Genomic DNA, 15745 nt, shown 5'->3' on the forward strand with positions numbered 1-15745 from the left:
AGGGGGATGACACTGATGGCCGGCGCAAAAAAGATATTTTTGGTGGAAGATGACAGCGATATTGCCTCACTTTTGCAGCTTAGCCTGAAGGATGAGGGATATGAAATTATTCATGAGGCAGATGGAACGCGTGCGCTTGAACAACTGGAAAAACATGTCTGGGATGCGGTTATCCTCGATTTAATGCTGCCGGGTGTCGATGGTCTGGAAATATGTCGCCGCATTCGTCAAATGAGTTTCTATTTACCCGTCATTATTATTAGCGCCCGCACCAGTGAAACTCACCGCGTTTTGGGGCTGGAGATGGGAGCCGATGATTATTTAGCCAAACCTTTCTCCGTACTGGAACTGATGGCCCGCGTGAAGGCGTTGTTTCGCCGTCAGGAGGCGATGAGCCAGAATTTACGTTTGGAGGCGGGGATCATTAGCGTCCATGGTTTGGCGATTGATCCCTTAGCCCGTGAAGTCCGCCAGCATGGCAAATCAATCGATTTGACGCCCCGTGAGTTTGATCTGCTCTATTTTTTCGCTCGTCATCCCGGCGAGGTCTTTTCGCGTCAGGCGTTGTTAGATCACGTGTGGGGCTACCAGCATGAAGGGTATGAGCATACGGTAAACAGTCATATTAATCGTCTGCGGACCAAGATTGAAAAAGATGCGGCTGAGCCGGAAATTATTCTCACCGTTTGGGGACGAGGCTATAAGCTGACGGCGAATAACGCGGAGCATCCGTCATGATTTATCGACTGTCTTTAAGCCAGCGTCTGACCCTGGTATTTACCGCTATTATGTTGATTTGCGCGGTAGCCGTCAGCGTTGTCCAGTTGCGTAATAGTCAAAAGTATGGCGATGCCATGGTGCAAAGGCTGTCGCTGGAACTGGCGAGCAAGATTGTCAATAGTGAGGCTCTGATTGATACCCGCGGGCAGATTAACCGACAGACGTTAAAAGGACTGTTTAATCACCTGATGACGCTCAATCCAAGCGTTGAACTGTATCTGGTTTCACCGGCAGGTGACATACTCGCCGATGCCGCACCGCCTGGGCATATTCAGCGCCAGAAAATTAGCGTGCAGCCGATTCAGGGTTTTCTAAATTCGGATGTTTTGCCAGTGTATGGCGATGATCCGCGCAGTAGTCAGCAGAAGGTCTTTAGCGCAGCGCCGGTGATGCTTAACGGTCAACTGCATGGTTATCTGTACATCATTCTCCAGGGTGAAAATCTGCATATGCTGGCAAATACCGCCTGGCAGAAAACGCTCTGGAATACAGTGACAGGAACGTTAATTCTGGTTTTATTAGCCGGTGGAATTGCGGGTTTTCTGGTGTGGCGATGGGTGACGCATCCGGTGAAAAGGTTGACCGGACAGGTGGTCAAAATGGAGCAGGACAGCATTAGCGTCATTAAACAGTTGGCGCAGAAAAAGCCCGATCCGTCACCGGGGAATGAAATTGCGTTGTTGAACAATGCGTTTATTGAGCTGGCACAGCAAATTGCGCAGCAGTGGGACTTGTTAGCTGACAGCGATCGTCAGCGCAGAGAGTTTATTGCCAATATATCTCACGATCTACGCACGCCGCTCACCTCGCTGCTGGGTTATCTGGAAATGTTGTCGCTGAAAGCCGACACGATCACGCCAGAGGAAAACAGGCATTATCTTAGTATTGCGCTGCGCCAGGGGCATAAGGTTCGCCATCTGTCACAACAACTGTTTGAGCTGGCGAGGCTGGAGCACGGAGGAATAAAACCTCAGCGCGAACGTTTTGCTATGGGCGAATTGATCCAGGATGTAGCGCAGAAGTTTGATCTCCCTGTTGCCACACGTCATTTGCAGTTACACCTTGACGTGATGGGGCCATTACCGCTGGTAAATGCCGATTTATCGATGATGGAAAGGGTGGTGACGAATTTGCTGGATAATGCTATCCGCCATACGCCTGACGGGGGGAATGTATGGCTAAAAATCTGGCGTGATGAAGACCGGCTGGTAGCAGAGGTGCAGGATAGCGGTCCAGGCGTGGAAATGGGCGTACGCGAAGTGTTATTTCAGCGCCCGACAGCGTTAATTCCCCGTGAGAAGCGGGCGGAGCGCGGCGGTCTGGGATTGCTGATTGTGCGAAGAATGCTCGAACTGCATGGAGGCGATATCAATCTGGTTAATTCAACGGCAGGTGCGTGCTTCCGCTTTTGGTTGCCGCTGACGGATTCTCCATAGGGTAAATATTGGTAGGTTGTCAGTGATAATGAGAATTTTTATCATATATAGATAATTCATCATCTTATACTCGACAAGTGCAAGGAGTTTGTATGTCACAGGATGTCGACAACCAATATATCGCCCGGACCAAAGCCGTTTCTGGCTGTTTTTCTATGTTTTTGCTGATGTTTGGTCTCACGTTTACTCCGTTGTTTTTTCCCGCGAGCCAGGTCCTGCTCGCCAAAGGATTACTCTTCCCGCTGTTGTTTGTGTTGGAATTTATCGTCTTGGTTCCGCTGTATTATTTCTTCTTCAGAAAAAGAGAAGGGCTGGGCAAAGGGATCTTTAATGCGAGGTGGTTTGGCATTTTATTTGCAGCACTGCTTTTTATTCAACTTATCTTGCCGTGGTTGGTAGGTCTCAGACAAACCGAAGCGTGGGTAACCAGCCAGATATCCTTAAACAGCTATGCTCTGTTGTTATCCACTCTGACCCTGATATTTATCGCGCCAGTTTATGAAGAAATTGTTTTCAGAGGCTGTCTATTCAATGCATTCCAGTATTGGTTCAATAATAAAACCTGGCTGTCGTCAGTCGTGGTATCAATCATTTTTGCCTTGATGCATACCCAGTATGTGGATCTGCGCACGCTGCTAATGCTGTTTCTTGTGTCGCAGGTTTTGATCCTTGCCAGAGTGAAAAGCAACGGTCTGTTGATGCCGATGATGCTGCATATCGTGATGAACGGGACGGTTATTGTCCTGCAAATGGCGGCTTCTTCATAAGTGATGATGCCCGAAGCCCGGGCATCGTTGATTAAACGTGCAGACGATGGTGCAAACGCGCGCCTACCAGCAATGCCAGCACCAGCATCAGGGCGATAAATCCGCCCACGCCGTTCCAGCCGTAGCTATGCCAGAATACACCGCCCAACGTACCGGCTATGCTGGATCCCAGATAATAGCTGAACAGATACAGGGAAGAGGCCTGGCCTTTAGCGCGTTTTGCCCGTGGTCCAATCCAACTGCTTGCCACGGAGTGCGCGGCAAAGAACCCGGCTGAAAAGAGCAGCATCCCGGCGAAGATCAGCCATAGTGAGGTAAACAGGGTCATCAATAGCCCAAAAAGCATCACGCCGGTTGAAACGATCATCACCGGGCCGCGACCATAGCGGGTGGTCATGGAACCTGCTTTTGGCGAACTCCAGGTCCCGGTCAGATATGCCACGGATAGCAGGCCGACAACCGCCTGACTGAGTTCCCACGGAGAGAGCATCAGGCGATAGCCGATGTAATTAAACAGTGTGACAAACGATCCCATCAGCAAAAAACCTTCCGCAAACAGTAGCGGCAACCCTCTGTCGCGCCAGTGCAAACGGAAATTGATGAACAATGATTTAGGTCGTAGCGACGTGGGCCTGAAATGACGGGACTCTGGCAAAATCTTCCAGAACATCAGCGCGGAGGCGAGAGCAAAACAGCCGATCGCCGCCAGCGCGATACGCCAGTTGAAAAAGTCGGTAAATACGCCGCTGATCAAACGACCACTCATACCACCAATTGAGTTCCCACTGATATACAAGCCCATTGAGAAGGCCACAAAACTGGGATGAATTTCCTCACTCAGATACGTCATCCCCACAGCCGCCACGCCGCTCAGCGACAGACCGATCAGCGCGCGCATGATTAAAATCCCGTGCCAACTGGTCATCATCGTTGAAAGCAGCGTACAGCAGGAGGCGAGTAGCAGTGCCGTAACCATCACCGGCTTACGACCTATCGCATCGGAAAGTGGGCCAGTAAACAGTAAACCGACGGCCAGCATTGCCGTTGAGATGGAAAGTGAAATACTGCTGCTGGCAGGCGAAACGCCAAACTCGTGCGAGAGCACCGGCAGTATGGGCTGCACGCAATAGAGCAGGGCAAATGTCGCCAGCCCGGCAGAAAACAGCGCCAGCGTGACGCGCATAAAGGGGGATGTTCCGCGTTTGATAAAACCATCCGGCAGGGTAACACTTTCGTCAATATCGCTTGCCGGCGCGGTATCGACCGTTGTTGTACGACTCACCTGAAATCCTTGCTTAATAATTTTGCTACTACAGGACCAGCCTTAAGAGTATGAAAATCCCAATATTCTGTCTAATATATTAATAATCTCAAATAATATTTTAAAAATATGAATATCGAACTGCGTCACTTACGCTACTTTGTGGCGGTTGCGGAAGAGTTGCATTTTGGCCGGGCGGCAGCGCGGCTGAATATTTCGCAACCACCGTTAAGCCAGCAGATCCAAATCCTGGAGCAGCAGATTGGTGCCCGGTTATTGGCGCGAACTAACCGCAGCGTGGCCCTCACCGCCGCCGGAAGACAGTTTCTGGCGGACAGTCGGCAGATCCTTGGCCTGGTGAATGAAGCCGCCGCCCGTGCGGAGCGTTTGCATCTTGGAGAAGCGGGGGAGTTGCGTATCGGCTTTACGTCATCTGCGCCGTTTATCAAAGCGGTATCAGACACGCTCTCCCTGTTTCGCCAGCGCTATCCTGTGGTGCATATGCAAACCCGGGAGATGAATACGCGCGAGCAAATTGCCCCACTTAATGAAGGTACTCTGGATCTGGGGCTTATGCGTAATACGCAACTCCCGGAAACGCTGGCGCGAGAAGTTATTCTGCACGAACCGCTGATGGCGATGATCCCACGAGCGCACCCGTTGGCGCAAAAACCCGTAGTGACGCTGGCTGAGCTGGCTAATGAGCCATTTGTCTTTTTCGACCCGCATGTGGGAACAGGGTTATATGACGACATTCTGGGTTTGATGCGCCGCTATGACCTTAAACCGACGATAACTCAGGAGGTTGGCGAGGCGATGACCATCATTGGATTAGTGGCCGCGGGATTAGGCGTTTCGATCCTGCCCGCTTCCTTTAAACGGGTGCAATTGTATGAAATGTGCTGGATCCCGATAGCAGAAGACGATGCCGTCTCCGAAATGTGGTTAGTATGGCCTAAACATCATGAGCAAAGTCACGCCGCGCAACGCTTTCGCGAACAGTTGCTGGCAGCCGTTCAGGCGATTAATTTAGTTTAAAAATGGGTGAAAATGTGCAGTAAATCACAAGGCTAAGTAAAAAGTTGACGGGAGCCATTGAAGTGCTTCACCATAGCCCGCAGATTATTTCGGAGCGCGAAAATAAAGGGAGTAAGTGGTGGTTGCTGATAGTCAGCCTGGGCATATCGATCAAATTAAGCAGACCAATGCGGGCGCGGTGTATCGCCTGATTGATCAGCTGGGACCGGTATCGCGTATTGATCTCTCTCGCCTGGCACAATTAGCGCCTGCCAGTATTACCAAAATTGTCCGAGAAATGCTTGAAGCACACCTGGTACAAGAACTGGAAATCAAGGAAGCGGGGAGTCGTGGGCGTCCGGCCGTGGGGCTGGTTGTCGAAACCGAAGCCTGGCACTACCTGTCCATTCGCATCAGTCGCGGCGAGATTTTTCTGGCGCTGCGCGATCTGAGCAGCAAGCTGGTGGTTGAGGACTGCCTGGAAATGGCGCTGGTCAGTGAAACGCCTCTGCTGCAACGTGTCATTACCCAGGTCGATCAGTTTTTCATCCGCCACCAGCAAAAGCTGGAGCGCCTGACCTCAATCGCCATCACGCTACCTGGCATAATTGATACCGAAAACGGCATTGTACATAGCATGCCGTTTTACGATGATGTCAAAGAGATGCCGTTGGGCGAAGCGCTCGAAAACCATACCGGCGTGCCGGTCTATATTCAGCATGATATCAGCGCCTGGACCATGGCGGAGGCGCTTTTTGGCGCGTCACGCGGCGCACGCGATGTCATTCAGGTCGTCATTGACCATAACGTAGGCGCAGGGGTGATAACCGACGGTCATTTACTGCATGCCGGTAGCAGTAGCCTGGTGGAAATTGGTCATACGCAGGTCGATCCCTACGGTAAACGTTGCTATTGCGGTAATCATGGCTGTCTGGAAACCATCGCCAGCGTCGACAGCGTACTGGAACTGGCGCAGGTGCGGCTGAAGCAGTCAATGAGCTCTTCACTGCATGGACAACCGTTAACGGTGGATGCGCTGTGTCTGGCAGCCATGCAGGGTGATTTATTGGCAAAAGATATCATTAGCGGTGTCGGGACCCACGTAGGCCGCATCCTTGCCATCATGGTGAATTTGTTCAATCCGCAAAAGATCTTAATTGGGTCTCCGCTTAGTAAAGCGGCGGATATTCTGTTCCCCACCATTGCTGACAGCATTCGTCAGCAGGCACTCCCGGCCTACAGTCGGCATATTGTCGTCGAAAGTACGCAGTTTACTAACCAGGGAACGATGGCGGGGGCTGCCCTCGTTAAGGACGCGATGTATAACGGTTCTTTGTTGATACGTCTATTACAGGGTTAACATTTTTTAACTGTTGTACGAAAAATTGCGCTATCTCAAGCTGATTCCGGTCGTCATACCTTAGACTTTCTCCACTGTTTTATTTTCCTGACTTATATTTTCAAAGCATAACGGTGGAGTTAGTGATGCTGAAGCGTTTCTTTATTACAGGTACAGACACTTCTGTTGGGAAGACCGTGGTTTCCCGCGCATTACTACAAGCGTTGGCGTCAGGGGGTAAAAGTGTCGCGGGCTACAAACCGGTAGCCAAAGGAAGCAAAGAGACACCTGAAGGCTTGCGCAACAAAGATGCGCTGGTGCTGCAAAGTGTGTCATCCATCGAACTGCCTTATCAGGCGGTCAACCCGATTGCGCTGAGCGAGGACGAAAGCAGCGTAGCGCATAGTGGTCCGGTCAATTACACCTTGCTATCCAACGGTCTTGCAAGCCTGAGCGAAAAAGTCGATCACGTTGTCGTGGAAGGCACTGGCGGCTGGCGGAGTCTGATGAACGATCTGCGCCCACTGTCTGAATGGGTGGTACAGGAGCAAATGCCAGTGCTGATGGTGGTGGGTATTCAGGAAGGGTGTATTAATCATGCCATCCTTACCGCACAGGCGATTGCCAGCGATGGATTGCCGCTGCTGGGCTGGGTCGCAAACCGAATCAACCCGGGGTTGGCGCATTATGCGGAAATCATTGACGTGCTGAGCAAAAAATTACCTGCGCCGCTAATCGGCGAACTGCCTTATCTGCCTCGCGCAGAGCAGCGCGAGTTGTCACAGTATATCCGTCTGTCAATGCTTGGCAGCGTGCTGTCGGTAGATAGAGTCGTGGCGTAACGTTCTCGACAGCACTGACGCTACCACGCAGGCAATCAGTAACCCGGGGAGCAAGCGATACTCCCCGGTCATTTCACAAACCATCAATGTAGACATAATTGGCGCATGCGTGGTGGCTGCCAGTAGCGTGGCCATCCCCGTTAATCCCAGCAGAATGGCAATTTCATCCGGACCCGGAAGCCATAATCCCCACGCCCGTCCCAGCAGCATGCCGACAGACATACCGACAAACAGCGTTGGCGTAAATACCCCACCAGGCGCACCGGAGCCACTGCTGGCAAGCACCGCCAGTAATTTGCAGATAAAGATCCCGCTCACCACGGCCAGTAGCGGTGGCGAGAGTAGATATGACTGCACCACGCTGTAGCCATTTCCCCAAACGGCCGGTGTGAGCAGCGACAACAGGCCAACGATCAGCCCGCCAAGTGTCAGTTGCCACGGTGGCGAGAGCTTTAAGCGCAAAAAACCATTATGGCTGGCGGTCATCAACCACATGAACAGCGGACCGCAGACACCGGCTGCCAGACCGGTGCTGACAATCATGACGTATTCCAGCACATGAAGTTCCCGTGTGAAATGCACGGCATACAGCAGCGCATTGCTGTCGCTCAGCACATTGGTGGTGAGCAAGGCGACGACGGCGGATACCACCACCGGCCCCAGCGAGGCAAGTATCATGGTGCCAAACAGGACTTCAGCAATAAATAAACTGCCCGCCAGCGGGGCATGATACGCTCCGGCCATACCTGCAGCCGCTCCACAGGCGATCCATAATTTCCATTCAGCGCGCGGTGTGAAGCGTTGGGCAAAGCTGGATGCGGCCAGCGCCGCCAGCAAAATCATAGCGCCTTCACGCCCGATAGCACTTCCGCTGGCGACAACCAGTAACGATGCCAGTGACTTTACCAGGCTGGCGCTGACGTCGAATTGTCCGTCCGTTTGCAGGGCTTCCATGTAATCTGTGGGAGCCTGCGGTCGTAAACGGTTGAATTTTTGCCATCCCCAGAGCAGTAAGCCTGCTGCCAGGCCGCCCAGCGCGGGCGTTAGCATCCGTCTTATAGGTGAAAGGTTTGTCGCCGCATTGACCAGACTCCCCGTGTCGTTGCTCAGGAACAACCATTCAAGGAGGAACATGGCATGGCGAAAACCTGCAACGGCTAACGCGGCAAGAATACCAATCAGCGCGGCAATCAGCAGGCGGCGAAACATAGCACGCAGGTCAGGGTAAGCATGTAAATGATGCATGAGTGGCCAGACAGGGAAATTCAGACGCTTTATTTTGCGGCTAATTGGCAACAGAAGCAAAAGCTCAGCGTGCGCAACGGTAACGGTATAGTATGCAGGCAGGATACATCCTGCCTGGGGCGACATTAACGAAACAAAGGCTTATCAGCTACTGGGATCAATAATTGCGAACGCCACTGTGCCAGCGTCAGGCGCGCCAGTTCACCCAAAGCCTGGTAGAACGGGTGGTCAGCATGTTCGATAAACACGTCAAGGAAACGCGTTGACCACGGTAGCAGATGCCAGGCTAACAGCTGTTCGCACTCGGTGTGGCGTCCGTTTTCAGCAAGCCAGGCCGTCAGTAACAGCAGTGCGCCAAAGTGATCTTCCGGTTCATTTTGCTGCACGGCAAACTGGATCCCGTTGTCCCGCATCCACTGACGTAATATCAGCGTGGAATCGCCAAACAAGACATTTTCACGATCCAGCCAGACGGAACCCCAGGGCGGAGAAGGTAACGCGTAAGGGCCGACAAACAGTCGCTGCCAGGCTTGCGGGAGCGACTCATCGGCCTCGGTCTGAAGTTGTTCGGCTAACGCAGAAAGGAGCGAGGGTTCAAGCGGCCACTGGGCCTGCCAGCCATCGGTTTTTAGCGCACTGACCAGCGCAGAAGCTTCTGCACTGTCTGGCGCATAGTAGAACAGCGCACCCAATACGCGCGCCGCGGTAGAGAAGTTGTCACGTTGTGAAAAATGCGTCATGCAAACAATCCTGAAAAGTGCGGGTTGCCCCGCACCCGAGAGTTAACCTGCAACAGCCATTCCGACTGTCATATGTAAGCCATAAAACAAACCACGGCCAATAACTTCACCGGCAAGCACGAAAATTAAACCCAGCGCCAGTCCGCCGACGGCCGGTTCTTTGCGACGGATTAGCGGGCATATCCAGCAACCCAAACCCGCGGCCAGCAACACGATGCGCCAGATCTGTAAGCTTGCGTAGTCGGGAACCAGAGCGCTGGCGTGTTGTACCGAGCTGTGAATTTCGCTGAGCGATACGCCCTGCAAAACGATAACGGCCACGGTCACCAGCAGGGCGAGTATGCTGATACCGGCGAATCTGGCGGCGTTAAACGACACGCTCGCAGCGCGTAGCAGCAGGGCGGCAAACATCGGGCCACTCAGCAACATTGTCATGAAAAACGCCAGCGTAGTATAGCCATTATACCAGGTCGGAACGGTGTCTATCTGGTAGACGTTGGTCATCGCCAGAACAAATACCAGACCAAGCAACATGCTGAGTAGCAGCCAGATTTTACCTAACAAAGCCGGCATTTTACCGAGAAACGCCACCAGCCACCACAGGCCACCTACCGCGAAAAACAGCGAACCGCTGGCGATTTCGTTACTGAGCGCCGATGCGCCGATTCTGTTCAGCGAGTTAAACGCGCGTAGCGGTGAACCTAAATGCATTACTGAGGCGAGAAAGGCGATGCCCATCACCAGCCACAGAAAAAACATACTGCGCACGATACGTTGTTTTGCCACATCGTCTTTGGTGGTTAACCAGCTATACCCACTCACGATCAGCGCCCCGGCCACACATTGGCCCAGCACCGTAAACAGGACCAGCGGCCATTCATGCCATCCATTTCCCATTTTACACCTCCTTCGGATTAGCCAGAAAACCCGTGGTATCCCCGGTCGGGCGGCTATTGGCATTGGGTTTGATCACAATACTCGGCCTGGTGAAGTGCGCGTCCGGTAACGGGGCAACCGCCGCCAGTTCACCCTGTTTTTTGCGCAGCTCATCAATTGGACCAAAGTCCAGCGCGCGTAGCGGACATGACTCGACGCAGATAGGCTTTTTGCCGTCGGCGACGCGATCATGACAGCCATCGCACTTGGTCATATGACCTTTTGCAGCATTGTATTGCGGTGCGCCGTATGGACAGGCCATGTGGCAGTAGCGACAGCCGATGCATACGTCTTCATCCACCACGACAAAACCATCATCACGCTTATGCATAGCACCACTTGGGCAAACCTTAGTGCAGGCCGGATCTTCGCAGTGATTGCAAGAAATGGAGAGGTAGTAGGCGAAGACATTCTGATGCCAGACGCCGTTATCCTCTTGCCAGTCACCGCCTGCGTATTCATAAATCCGTCGAAAGCTCACGTCAGGAGTGAGATCCTTGTAGTCTTTGCAGGCCAGTTCGCAGGTTTTGCATCCGGTGCAACGACTGGAATCAATAAAAAATCCATACTGAGTTGTCATGGGCTAGTCCTTAAACCTTCTCGATCTCGACCAGGTTAGTGTGCTGTGGGTTGCCTTTTGCCAGCGGTGAAGGGCGCTGGGTTGTCAGCGTATTGACGCAGGCGCCATGGTCAATTTTGTCACCATCCATATCGGCATCGTGCCATGCGCCCTGACCCATTGCGCTTACGCCGGGCAGGATCCGCGGCGTCACTTTTGCCGGGATACGCACTTCACCGCGATCGTTAAAGACCCGCACCATATCGCCGTTTGTAATTCCCCGTTTTTGGGCATCTACGGGGTTGATCCATACTTCCTGGCGACAGGATGCCTGGAGAACATCAATATTGCCGTAGCTCGAGTGGGTGCGGGATTTGTAGTGGAAACCAAACAACTGCAGCGGGAATGAACTGCGTTTTGGATCGTCCCACCCTTCAAACGTTGAGGCGTAAACGGGAAGTGGGCTTATCACCTCATCCTTTTGCAACTCCCATGAGCTGGCAATTTTCGCCAGTCGGCTGGAGTAGATTTCAATCTTGCCAGAGGGTGTTTTGAGCGGGTTGGCCTGCGGATCGTCGCGGAATTTTTTGTAGGCGACAAAGTGTCCGTTGGGATCTTTGCGTTTATAGATCCCCATTTTCTTCAGCTCGTCATAAGAAGGGAGCGCGGGGTCTTTAGCCAACATTTTTGCATACAGATACTGGAGCCACTGTTCCTGGGTACGACCCTCAGTAAACCGTTGATAAATATCGTCGCCTAGACGTTTCGCGACTTCACTCATTATCCAGTAGATCGGTTTGCGCTCGAACTTAGGCGACGTCGCGGGTTGAATAAAAATGAGGTACCCCATGTTGCCCGCGTAGTCGTTAGGAATAATATCCTCCTGTTCGACGGTCATTAAATCAGGCAGCAGAATATCGGCATATTTGGCCGAAGATGTCATGAAGTTTTCGATGACCACTATCATTTCGCATTTCGTATCGTCCTGAAGGATCTCATGCGTTTTGTTGATATCTGAATGCTGGTTGGTGATGGTATTGCCCGCATAGTTCCAGATAAATTTAATCGGCACATCGAGCTTATCTTTCCCCCGAACGCCATCGCGGGTAGCGGTCATTTCCGGGCCACGGGCGATGGCGTCGGTCCAGCTAAAGCAGGATATCTGGGTCTTGATGGGATTTTCAGGCAGGGGCATGCGCTCAATTGTGATGGTGTAGGTTGATTCCCGTGCACCGCTATTGCCGCCGTTAATGCCGACGTTGCCGGTCAGAATAGGCAACATCGCGATCGCGCGTGAGGTTAGTTCCCCGTTAGCCTGACGTTGAGGACCCCAACCCTGGCAAATATAAGCCGGTTTAGTGCTGCCGATTTCCCTTGCCAGTTTGATTATGCGCTCGGCTGGGATCCCGGTGATGTGTGAGGCCCATTGTGGCGTTTTGGCGATACCGTCATCACCGTTGCCAAGAATATAAGCTTTGTAATGCCCGTTAACGGGGGCATCGGCGGGCAGGGTTTTTTCGTCATAACCGACGCAATATTTGTCGAGAAATGCCTGATCGACAAGATCTTCGTTAATCAGGACCCAGGCGATACCCGCTACTAATGCAGCATCGGTGCCCGGACGTATAGGGATCCACTCATCCTCTCGACCCGCAGCAGTATCGGTATAGCGTGGGTCAATGACGATCATCCGGGCGTTAGAGCGCTCCCGGGCTTGTTCCAGAAAGTAAGTTATTCCGCCGCCGCTCATGCGCGTTTCGGCAGGGTTATTGCCGAACATCACCACCAGCTTCGTGTTTTCAATGTCTGAGGTGCTGTTGCCTTCGTTTGAGCCATAGGTGTAAGGCATTGCCGCTGCAATTTGCGCGGTGCTATAGGTGCCGTAATGGCTCAGGAATCCGCCATAGCAGTTCATCAGGCGAGCGACCAGTGAGGCATAAGGGGAGGAGCGTGTAATGTTGCCGCCCACAATGCCAGAGGTGTAGTTGATATAAACGGCTTCATTACCGTATTTCTGTACGGTATTTTTCAAACTGGCGCTGATAGTATCCAGTGCTTCATCCCAGCTGATCCGCTCAAATTTGCCTTCACCGCGCTTACCCACACGTTTCATTGGATAGTTGAGGCGATCCGGATGATTAATTCGCCGACGGATAGAACGACCACGCAAACAGGCGCGAACCTGGTGCTGGCCATAAATATCATCCCCGGTCGTATCGGATTCCACCCATACAACCTCATCATCTTTGACATGAAGTTGCAGGGCACAACGGCTTCCGCAGTTCACGGAACAAGCCCCCCAAACGACTTTCTCTTCAGCTGGTTGTAACGCCTGTTGTACCGCAGCCGCTGCGGAGCGCATTCCGAAAGGTAACGACAGTCCGCCCGCGGCAAGTGCCAGCGAACCGATAGCTGAGGATTTAACTAACGTCCTGCGGCTGATGCCTCCATATTGCTCAGTTTCAGACATAACTCACTCCATTATAGTTATCGCTATATATTAATTTCTATAACGAAATTAATAGCATGCTAATAATAGAATGAGTTTACCCAATTATGGGTAAGACGCCTTAATGCATGTCAAAGGGGAGCGACCCTCCGCGAGCGGAGGGCACTATTTATTTTATTGCGGTTCGGCAGCATGGCCGTCCTGAGCAGGCGTGCTATTGGCGGGGGCGTTGCCACTGTTGGTCCGGGTATAGAGAATTTTATGCGTATCGTTTGCACAATGTCCCACTACCAGGGAATCAGGTTGATCGGCCTGATCGTTGGGGACGATATTCAGCGTAAAGCTGGATTCCGCTACGCCATTGTTAATGATGCGCTGTTCGATATCGCTCTTAACGCGTTCGCAGGACGCTGGCGCCGCCAGAACGTGTGGGGAGGCTGCTACCAATAAGATTGCGGCCATTCCTGTTATGTATTTCATCATCAGCTCCTTTTATGATCGACATGAACTAAGAGTAGCATTTCTGGTGTAAATAACTGTATTTGCTAATATGATTGAGAATTATCTTCTTATCCTGGTGAAAAATGTGAAGAAACAGACCCTGTTAGTTTTCCTGTGCGCCGTACTGGTCGGGTGTGATAACGCCAAAGGGCTGGTTTCTTTTACGCCGGAAATGGCCAGTTTTTCCAATGAATTTGATTTCGATCCGCTGCGTGGGCCAGTGAAAGATTTCAGCCAGACGCTTCTCAATGATAAAGGGGAAGTTTCCAAGCGCGTTGTCGGTACGCTCTCGCAGGAAGGGTGTTTCGATACGCTTGAACTGCACGATATCGAAAACAATTCCGGCATGGCGCTGGTTCTGGATGCCAACTACTATCGCGATGCCGAAACGCTGGAAAAAAAGATCCGCTTGCAGGGTAAATGCCAGCTAGCGGAACTGCCTGCTGCCGGTGTGGTGTGGGATACCGACGATAACGGCTTTGTAGTTTCCGCCACGGGAAAAGAGATGAAAGTCCAGTACCGCTATGACGCGGAAGGCTACCCGCTGGGTAAAATCACCGTCAGTAAAGACAATACCTTACAGGTTGATGCCAAACCGTCGGTTGATCCGCTGAAGAAGCTGGATTACACGGCGGTGAGTATGCTGAACAATCATCCATTGGGTAATGTCAGGCAAACCTGTAAGTACGATGATTACGCGAATCCGGTCAACTGCCAGCTGGTTATCGTCGACGAAAGCGTGAAGCCAGCAGTTGAACATCATTACTCGATTGAAAACACCATCGATTACTACTAGTCGCCTTTACTGAGCGGTAGGTTGTAGCAGGTTAGGACCAGACGTTTTGTGTTCCGCCAGATACTGCTGCTGGAAAATACACATGCGGATGGTGTTGCGGTATTGGCCATTGATAAAGAATTCATGAATCAGTTCACCTTCCACCATAAAACCGAGTTTACGGTAGATGTGGATCGCTTTTTCGTTCTCTTTATCGACGATCAGATACAGCTTATATAAGTTGAGGACGGTAAAGCCATAATCCATCGCCAGCTTTGCCGCCCGCGTAGCCAGACCTTTACCCTGATATTCAGGCGAAATAATAATCTGGAATTCAGCCCGGCGGTGGACGTGGTTAATCTCAACCAGCTCCACCAGCCCGGCTTTTTCACCTTCGCATTCCACCACGAAGCGACGTTCGCTTTGGTCGTGAATATGCTTGTCGTACAGATCTGACAGCTCAACAAACGCTTCGTAAGGTTCTTCGAACCAGTAACGCATAACGCTGGCGTTGTTATCAAGCTGGTGGACAAAACGTAAATCTTCACGCTCCAGCGGGCGCAGCTTAACACTGAGGGCGCTAGTCATATTGTATCCTTGCAATATCCTTTAGGGGGCATAGTCATTATGGTGCAACGGTACGGCCAGTACGACGGTCGAGGCAGCGCAGGGTGTTAGGTTCCCAGTAGGCGTTAATATTGGCGCTCTGTTCGCACTTATCACGGCTATCAAAGGCCGCGTCGGCTTTGTCCCACTCTTTCTCAGTACGCTTGTTTACTTTCTGACGTAACTGGCGCGTATCGTTCCATTGTTCCTTTTCCATTGCGGCCTGTTGACGGCTTTGCGCACTGTCCCCGGATTCAATGACCAGTTTACTGGTTTCAGCAAATGCTGAAGAGGTGTACACAGCCGCCGCAAGCGTCAGCATAGCCGTCAGACACAGACGTTTGGTCAGTGTAATATTCATGGAGAATTCCTTTTATGAGAAAGGGAAAAACGATAAAACAGGGCTAAATTCTACACTATTCCTGCTTCAGGGCATACCCACTGAGCGGATATGGATACGTTGTCGATATTCTGTCGTATCATGCTTAAACC

16 protein-coding genes are annotated in these 15745 nt (G+C 51.9%); 7 read left to right on the top strand and 9 right to left on the bottom strand.

Features of this window, described 5'->3' with window-relative positions; translation table 11 throughout:
* The first annotated feature begins 15 nt into the window (after positions 1–15).
* The 3 genes from ACVXHP_RS04170 (at position 16) to ACVXHP_RS04180 (ending at position 2983) form a co-directional block, all read left to right on the top strand.
* Positions 16–738: a response regulator transcription factor gene (locus tag ACVXHP_RS04170; protein ID WP_316128659.1), complete on the top strand. Its 723-nt coding sequence runs from the start codon at positions 16–18 to the stop codon at positions 736–738.
* A complete protein-coding gene (locus ACVXHP_RS04175) occupies positions 735–2216 on the top strand; it encodes a sensor histidine kinase (protein WP_447570909.1) in 1482 nt (493 codons plus the stop codon). The genes ACVXHP_RS04170 and ACVXHP_RS04175 overlap by 4 nt, the downstream gene beginning before the upstream one ends.
* Before the next feature lie 92 nt (positions 2217–2308).
* The gene (locus ACVXHP_RS04180) at positions 2309–2983 is read left to right on the top strand and encodes a CPBP family intramembrane glutamic endopeptidase (RefSeq protein ID WP_447570910.1); all 675 of its coding nucleotides are present in this window, start codon (positions 2309–2311) and stop codon (positions 2981–2983) included.
* Between the two features lie 31 nt (positions 2984–3014).
* Here the strand turns inward: ACVXHP_RS04180 and ACVXHP_RS04185 are convergent, their stop codons facing one another.
* Entirely contained in the window at positions 3015–4265 is a 1251-nt protein-coding gene (locus tag ACVXHP_RS04185; RefSeq protein WP_199951157.1) for an MFS transporter, read from the bottom strand.
* Between the two features lie 108 nt (positions 4266–4373).
* Here ACVXHP_RS04185 and ACVXHP_RS04190 point away from each other — a divergent pair, with 108 nt between their 5' ends.
* The 3 genes from ACVXHP_RS04190 to bioD all read left to right on the top strand — a co-directional run bounded on the left by ACVXHP_RS04190 (position 4374) and on the right by bioD (position 7442).
* Positions 4374–5282, top strand: coding sequence for a LysR family transcriptional regulator (locus tag ACVXHP_RS04190; protein WP_200006485.1), 909 nt, complete (start codon positions 4374–4376; stop codon positions 5280–5282).
* A 118-nt stretch (positions 5283–5400) separates the two neighbouring features.
* On the top strand, positions 5401–6621 hold the full coding sequence (gene mlc, locus ACVXHP_RS04195) for a sugar metabolism global transcriptional regulator Mlc (RefSeq protein ID WP_042308501.1): 1221 nt from the start codon (positions 5401–5403) through the stop codon (positions 6619–6621).
* Between the two features lie 125 nt (positions 6622–6746).
* Positions 6747–7442, top strand: coding sequence for a dethiobiotin synthase (gene bioD, locus ACVXHP_RS04200; RefSeq protein ID WP_200006483.1), 696 nt, complete (start codon positions 6747–6749; stop codon positions 7440–7442).
* Here the strand turns inward: bioD and clcB are convergent.
* The 6 genes from clcB to ACVXHP_RS04230 form a co-directional block, all read right to left on the bottom strand.
* Positions 7398–8687, bottom strand: coding sequence for a voltage-gated ClC-type chloride channel ClcB (clcB, locus tag ACVXHP_RS04205; RefSeq protein ID WP_304698446.1), 1290 nt, complete (start codon positions 8685–8687; stop codon positions 7398–7400). The genes bioD and clcB overlap by 45 nt on opposite strands.
* A gap of 125 nt (positions 8688–8812) precedes the next feature.
* The gene (gene dmsD, locus ACVXHP_RS04210; protein ID WP_447570911.1) at positions 8813–9427 is read right to left on the bottom strand and encodes a Tat proofreading chaperone DmsD; all 615 of its coding nucleotides are present in this window, start codon (positions 9425–9427) and stop codon (positions 8813–8815) included.
* Between the two features lie 42 nt (positions 9428–9469).
* The gene (locus ACVXHP_RS04215) at positions 9470–10324 is read right to left on the bottom strand and encodes a dimethyl sulfoxide reductase anchor subunit family protein (RefSeq protein ID WP_316128615.1); all 855 of its coding nucleotides are present in this window, start codon (positions 10322–10324) and stop codon (positions 9470–9472) included.
* A 1-nt stretch (position 10325) separates the two neighbouring features.
* On the bottom strand, positions 10326–10943 hold the full coding sequence (locus ACVXHP_RS04220) for a DMSO/selenate family reductase complex B subunit (protein WP_447570912.1): 618 nt from the start codon (positions 10941–10943) through the stop codon (positions 10326–10328).
* A gap of 10 nt (positions 10944–10953) precedes the next feature.
* Positions 10954–13392 carry a selenate/tellurate reductase subunit YnfE gene (gene ynfE / locus ACVXHP_RS04225; protein ID WP_316128613.1) on the bottom strand — a complete coding sequence of 813 codons (2439 nt, stop codon included), beginning with the start codon at positions 13390–13392 and terminating at the stop codon, positions 10954–10956.
* A gap of 153 nt (positions 13393–13545) precedes the next feature.
* Positions 13546–13854: a DUF1161 domain-containing protein gene (locus ACVXHP_RS04230; protein ID WP_447570913.1), complete on the bottom strand. Its 309-nt coding sequence runs from the start codon at positions 13852–13854 to the stop codon at positions 13546–13548.
* A gap of 103 nt (positions 13855–13957) precedes the next feature.
* Here ACVXHP_RS04230 and ACVXHP_RS04235 point away from each other — a divergent pair, with 103 nt between their 5' ends.
* Positions 13958–14668 (top strand): YnfC family lipoprotein, encoded by a 711-nt coding sequence (locus ACVXHP_RS04235; RefSeq protein ID WP_447570914.1) that lies wholly within the window; start codon positions 13958–13960, stop codon positions 14666–14668.
* A gap of 6 nt (positions 14669–14674) precedes the next feature.
* Here ACVXHP_RS04235 and speG read toward each other — a convergent pair whose 3' ends face one another.
* Positions 14675–15235: a spermidine N1-acetyltransferase gene (speG, locus tag ACVXHP_RS04240; RefSeq protein WP_200006475.1), complete on the bottom strand. Its 561-nt coding sequence runs from the start codon at positions 15233–15235 to the stop codon at positions 14675–14677.
* 37 nt (positions 15236–15272) lie between these two features.
* Positions 15273–15614, bottom strand: a complete 342-nt coding sequence (locus ACVXHP_RS04245; RefSeq protein WP_038640515.1) for a DUF1283 family protein — start codon at positions 15612–15614, stop codon at positions 15273–15275.
* Between the last annotated feature and the right edge of the window lie 131 nt (positions 15615–15745).

The sequence above is a fragment of the Citrobacter freundii complex sp. 2025EL-00176 genome (genome assembly GCF_053309355.1).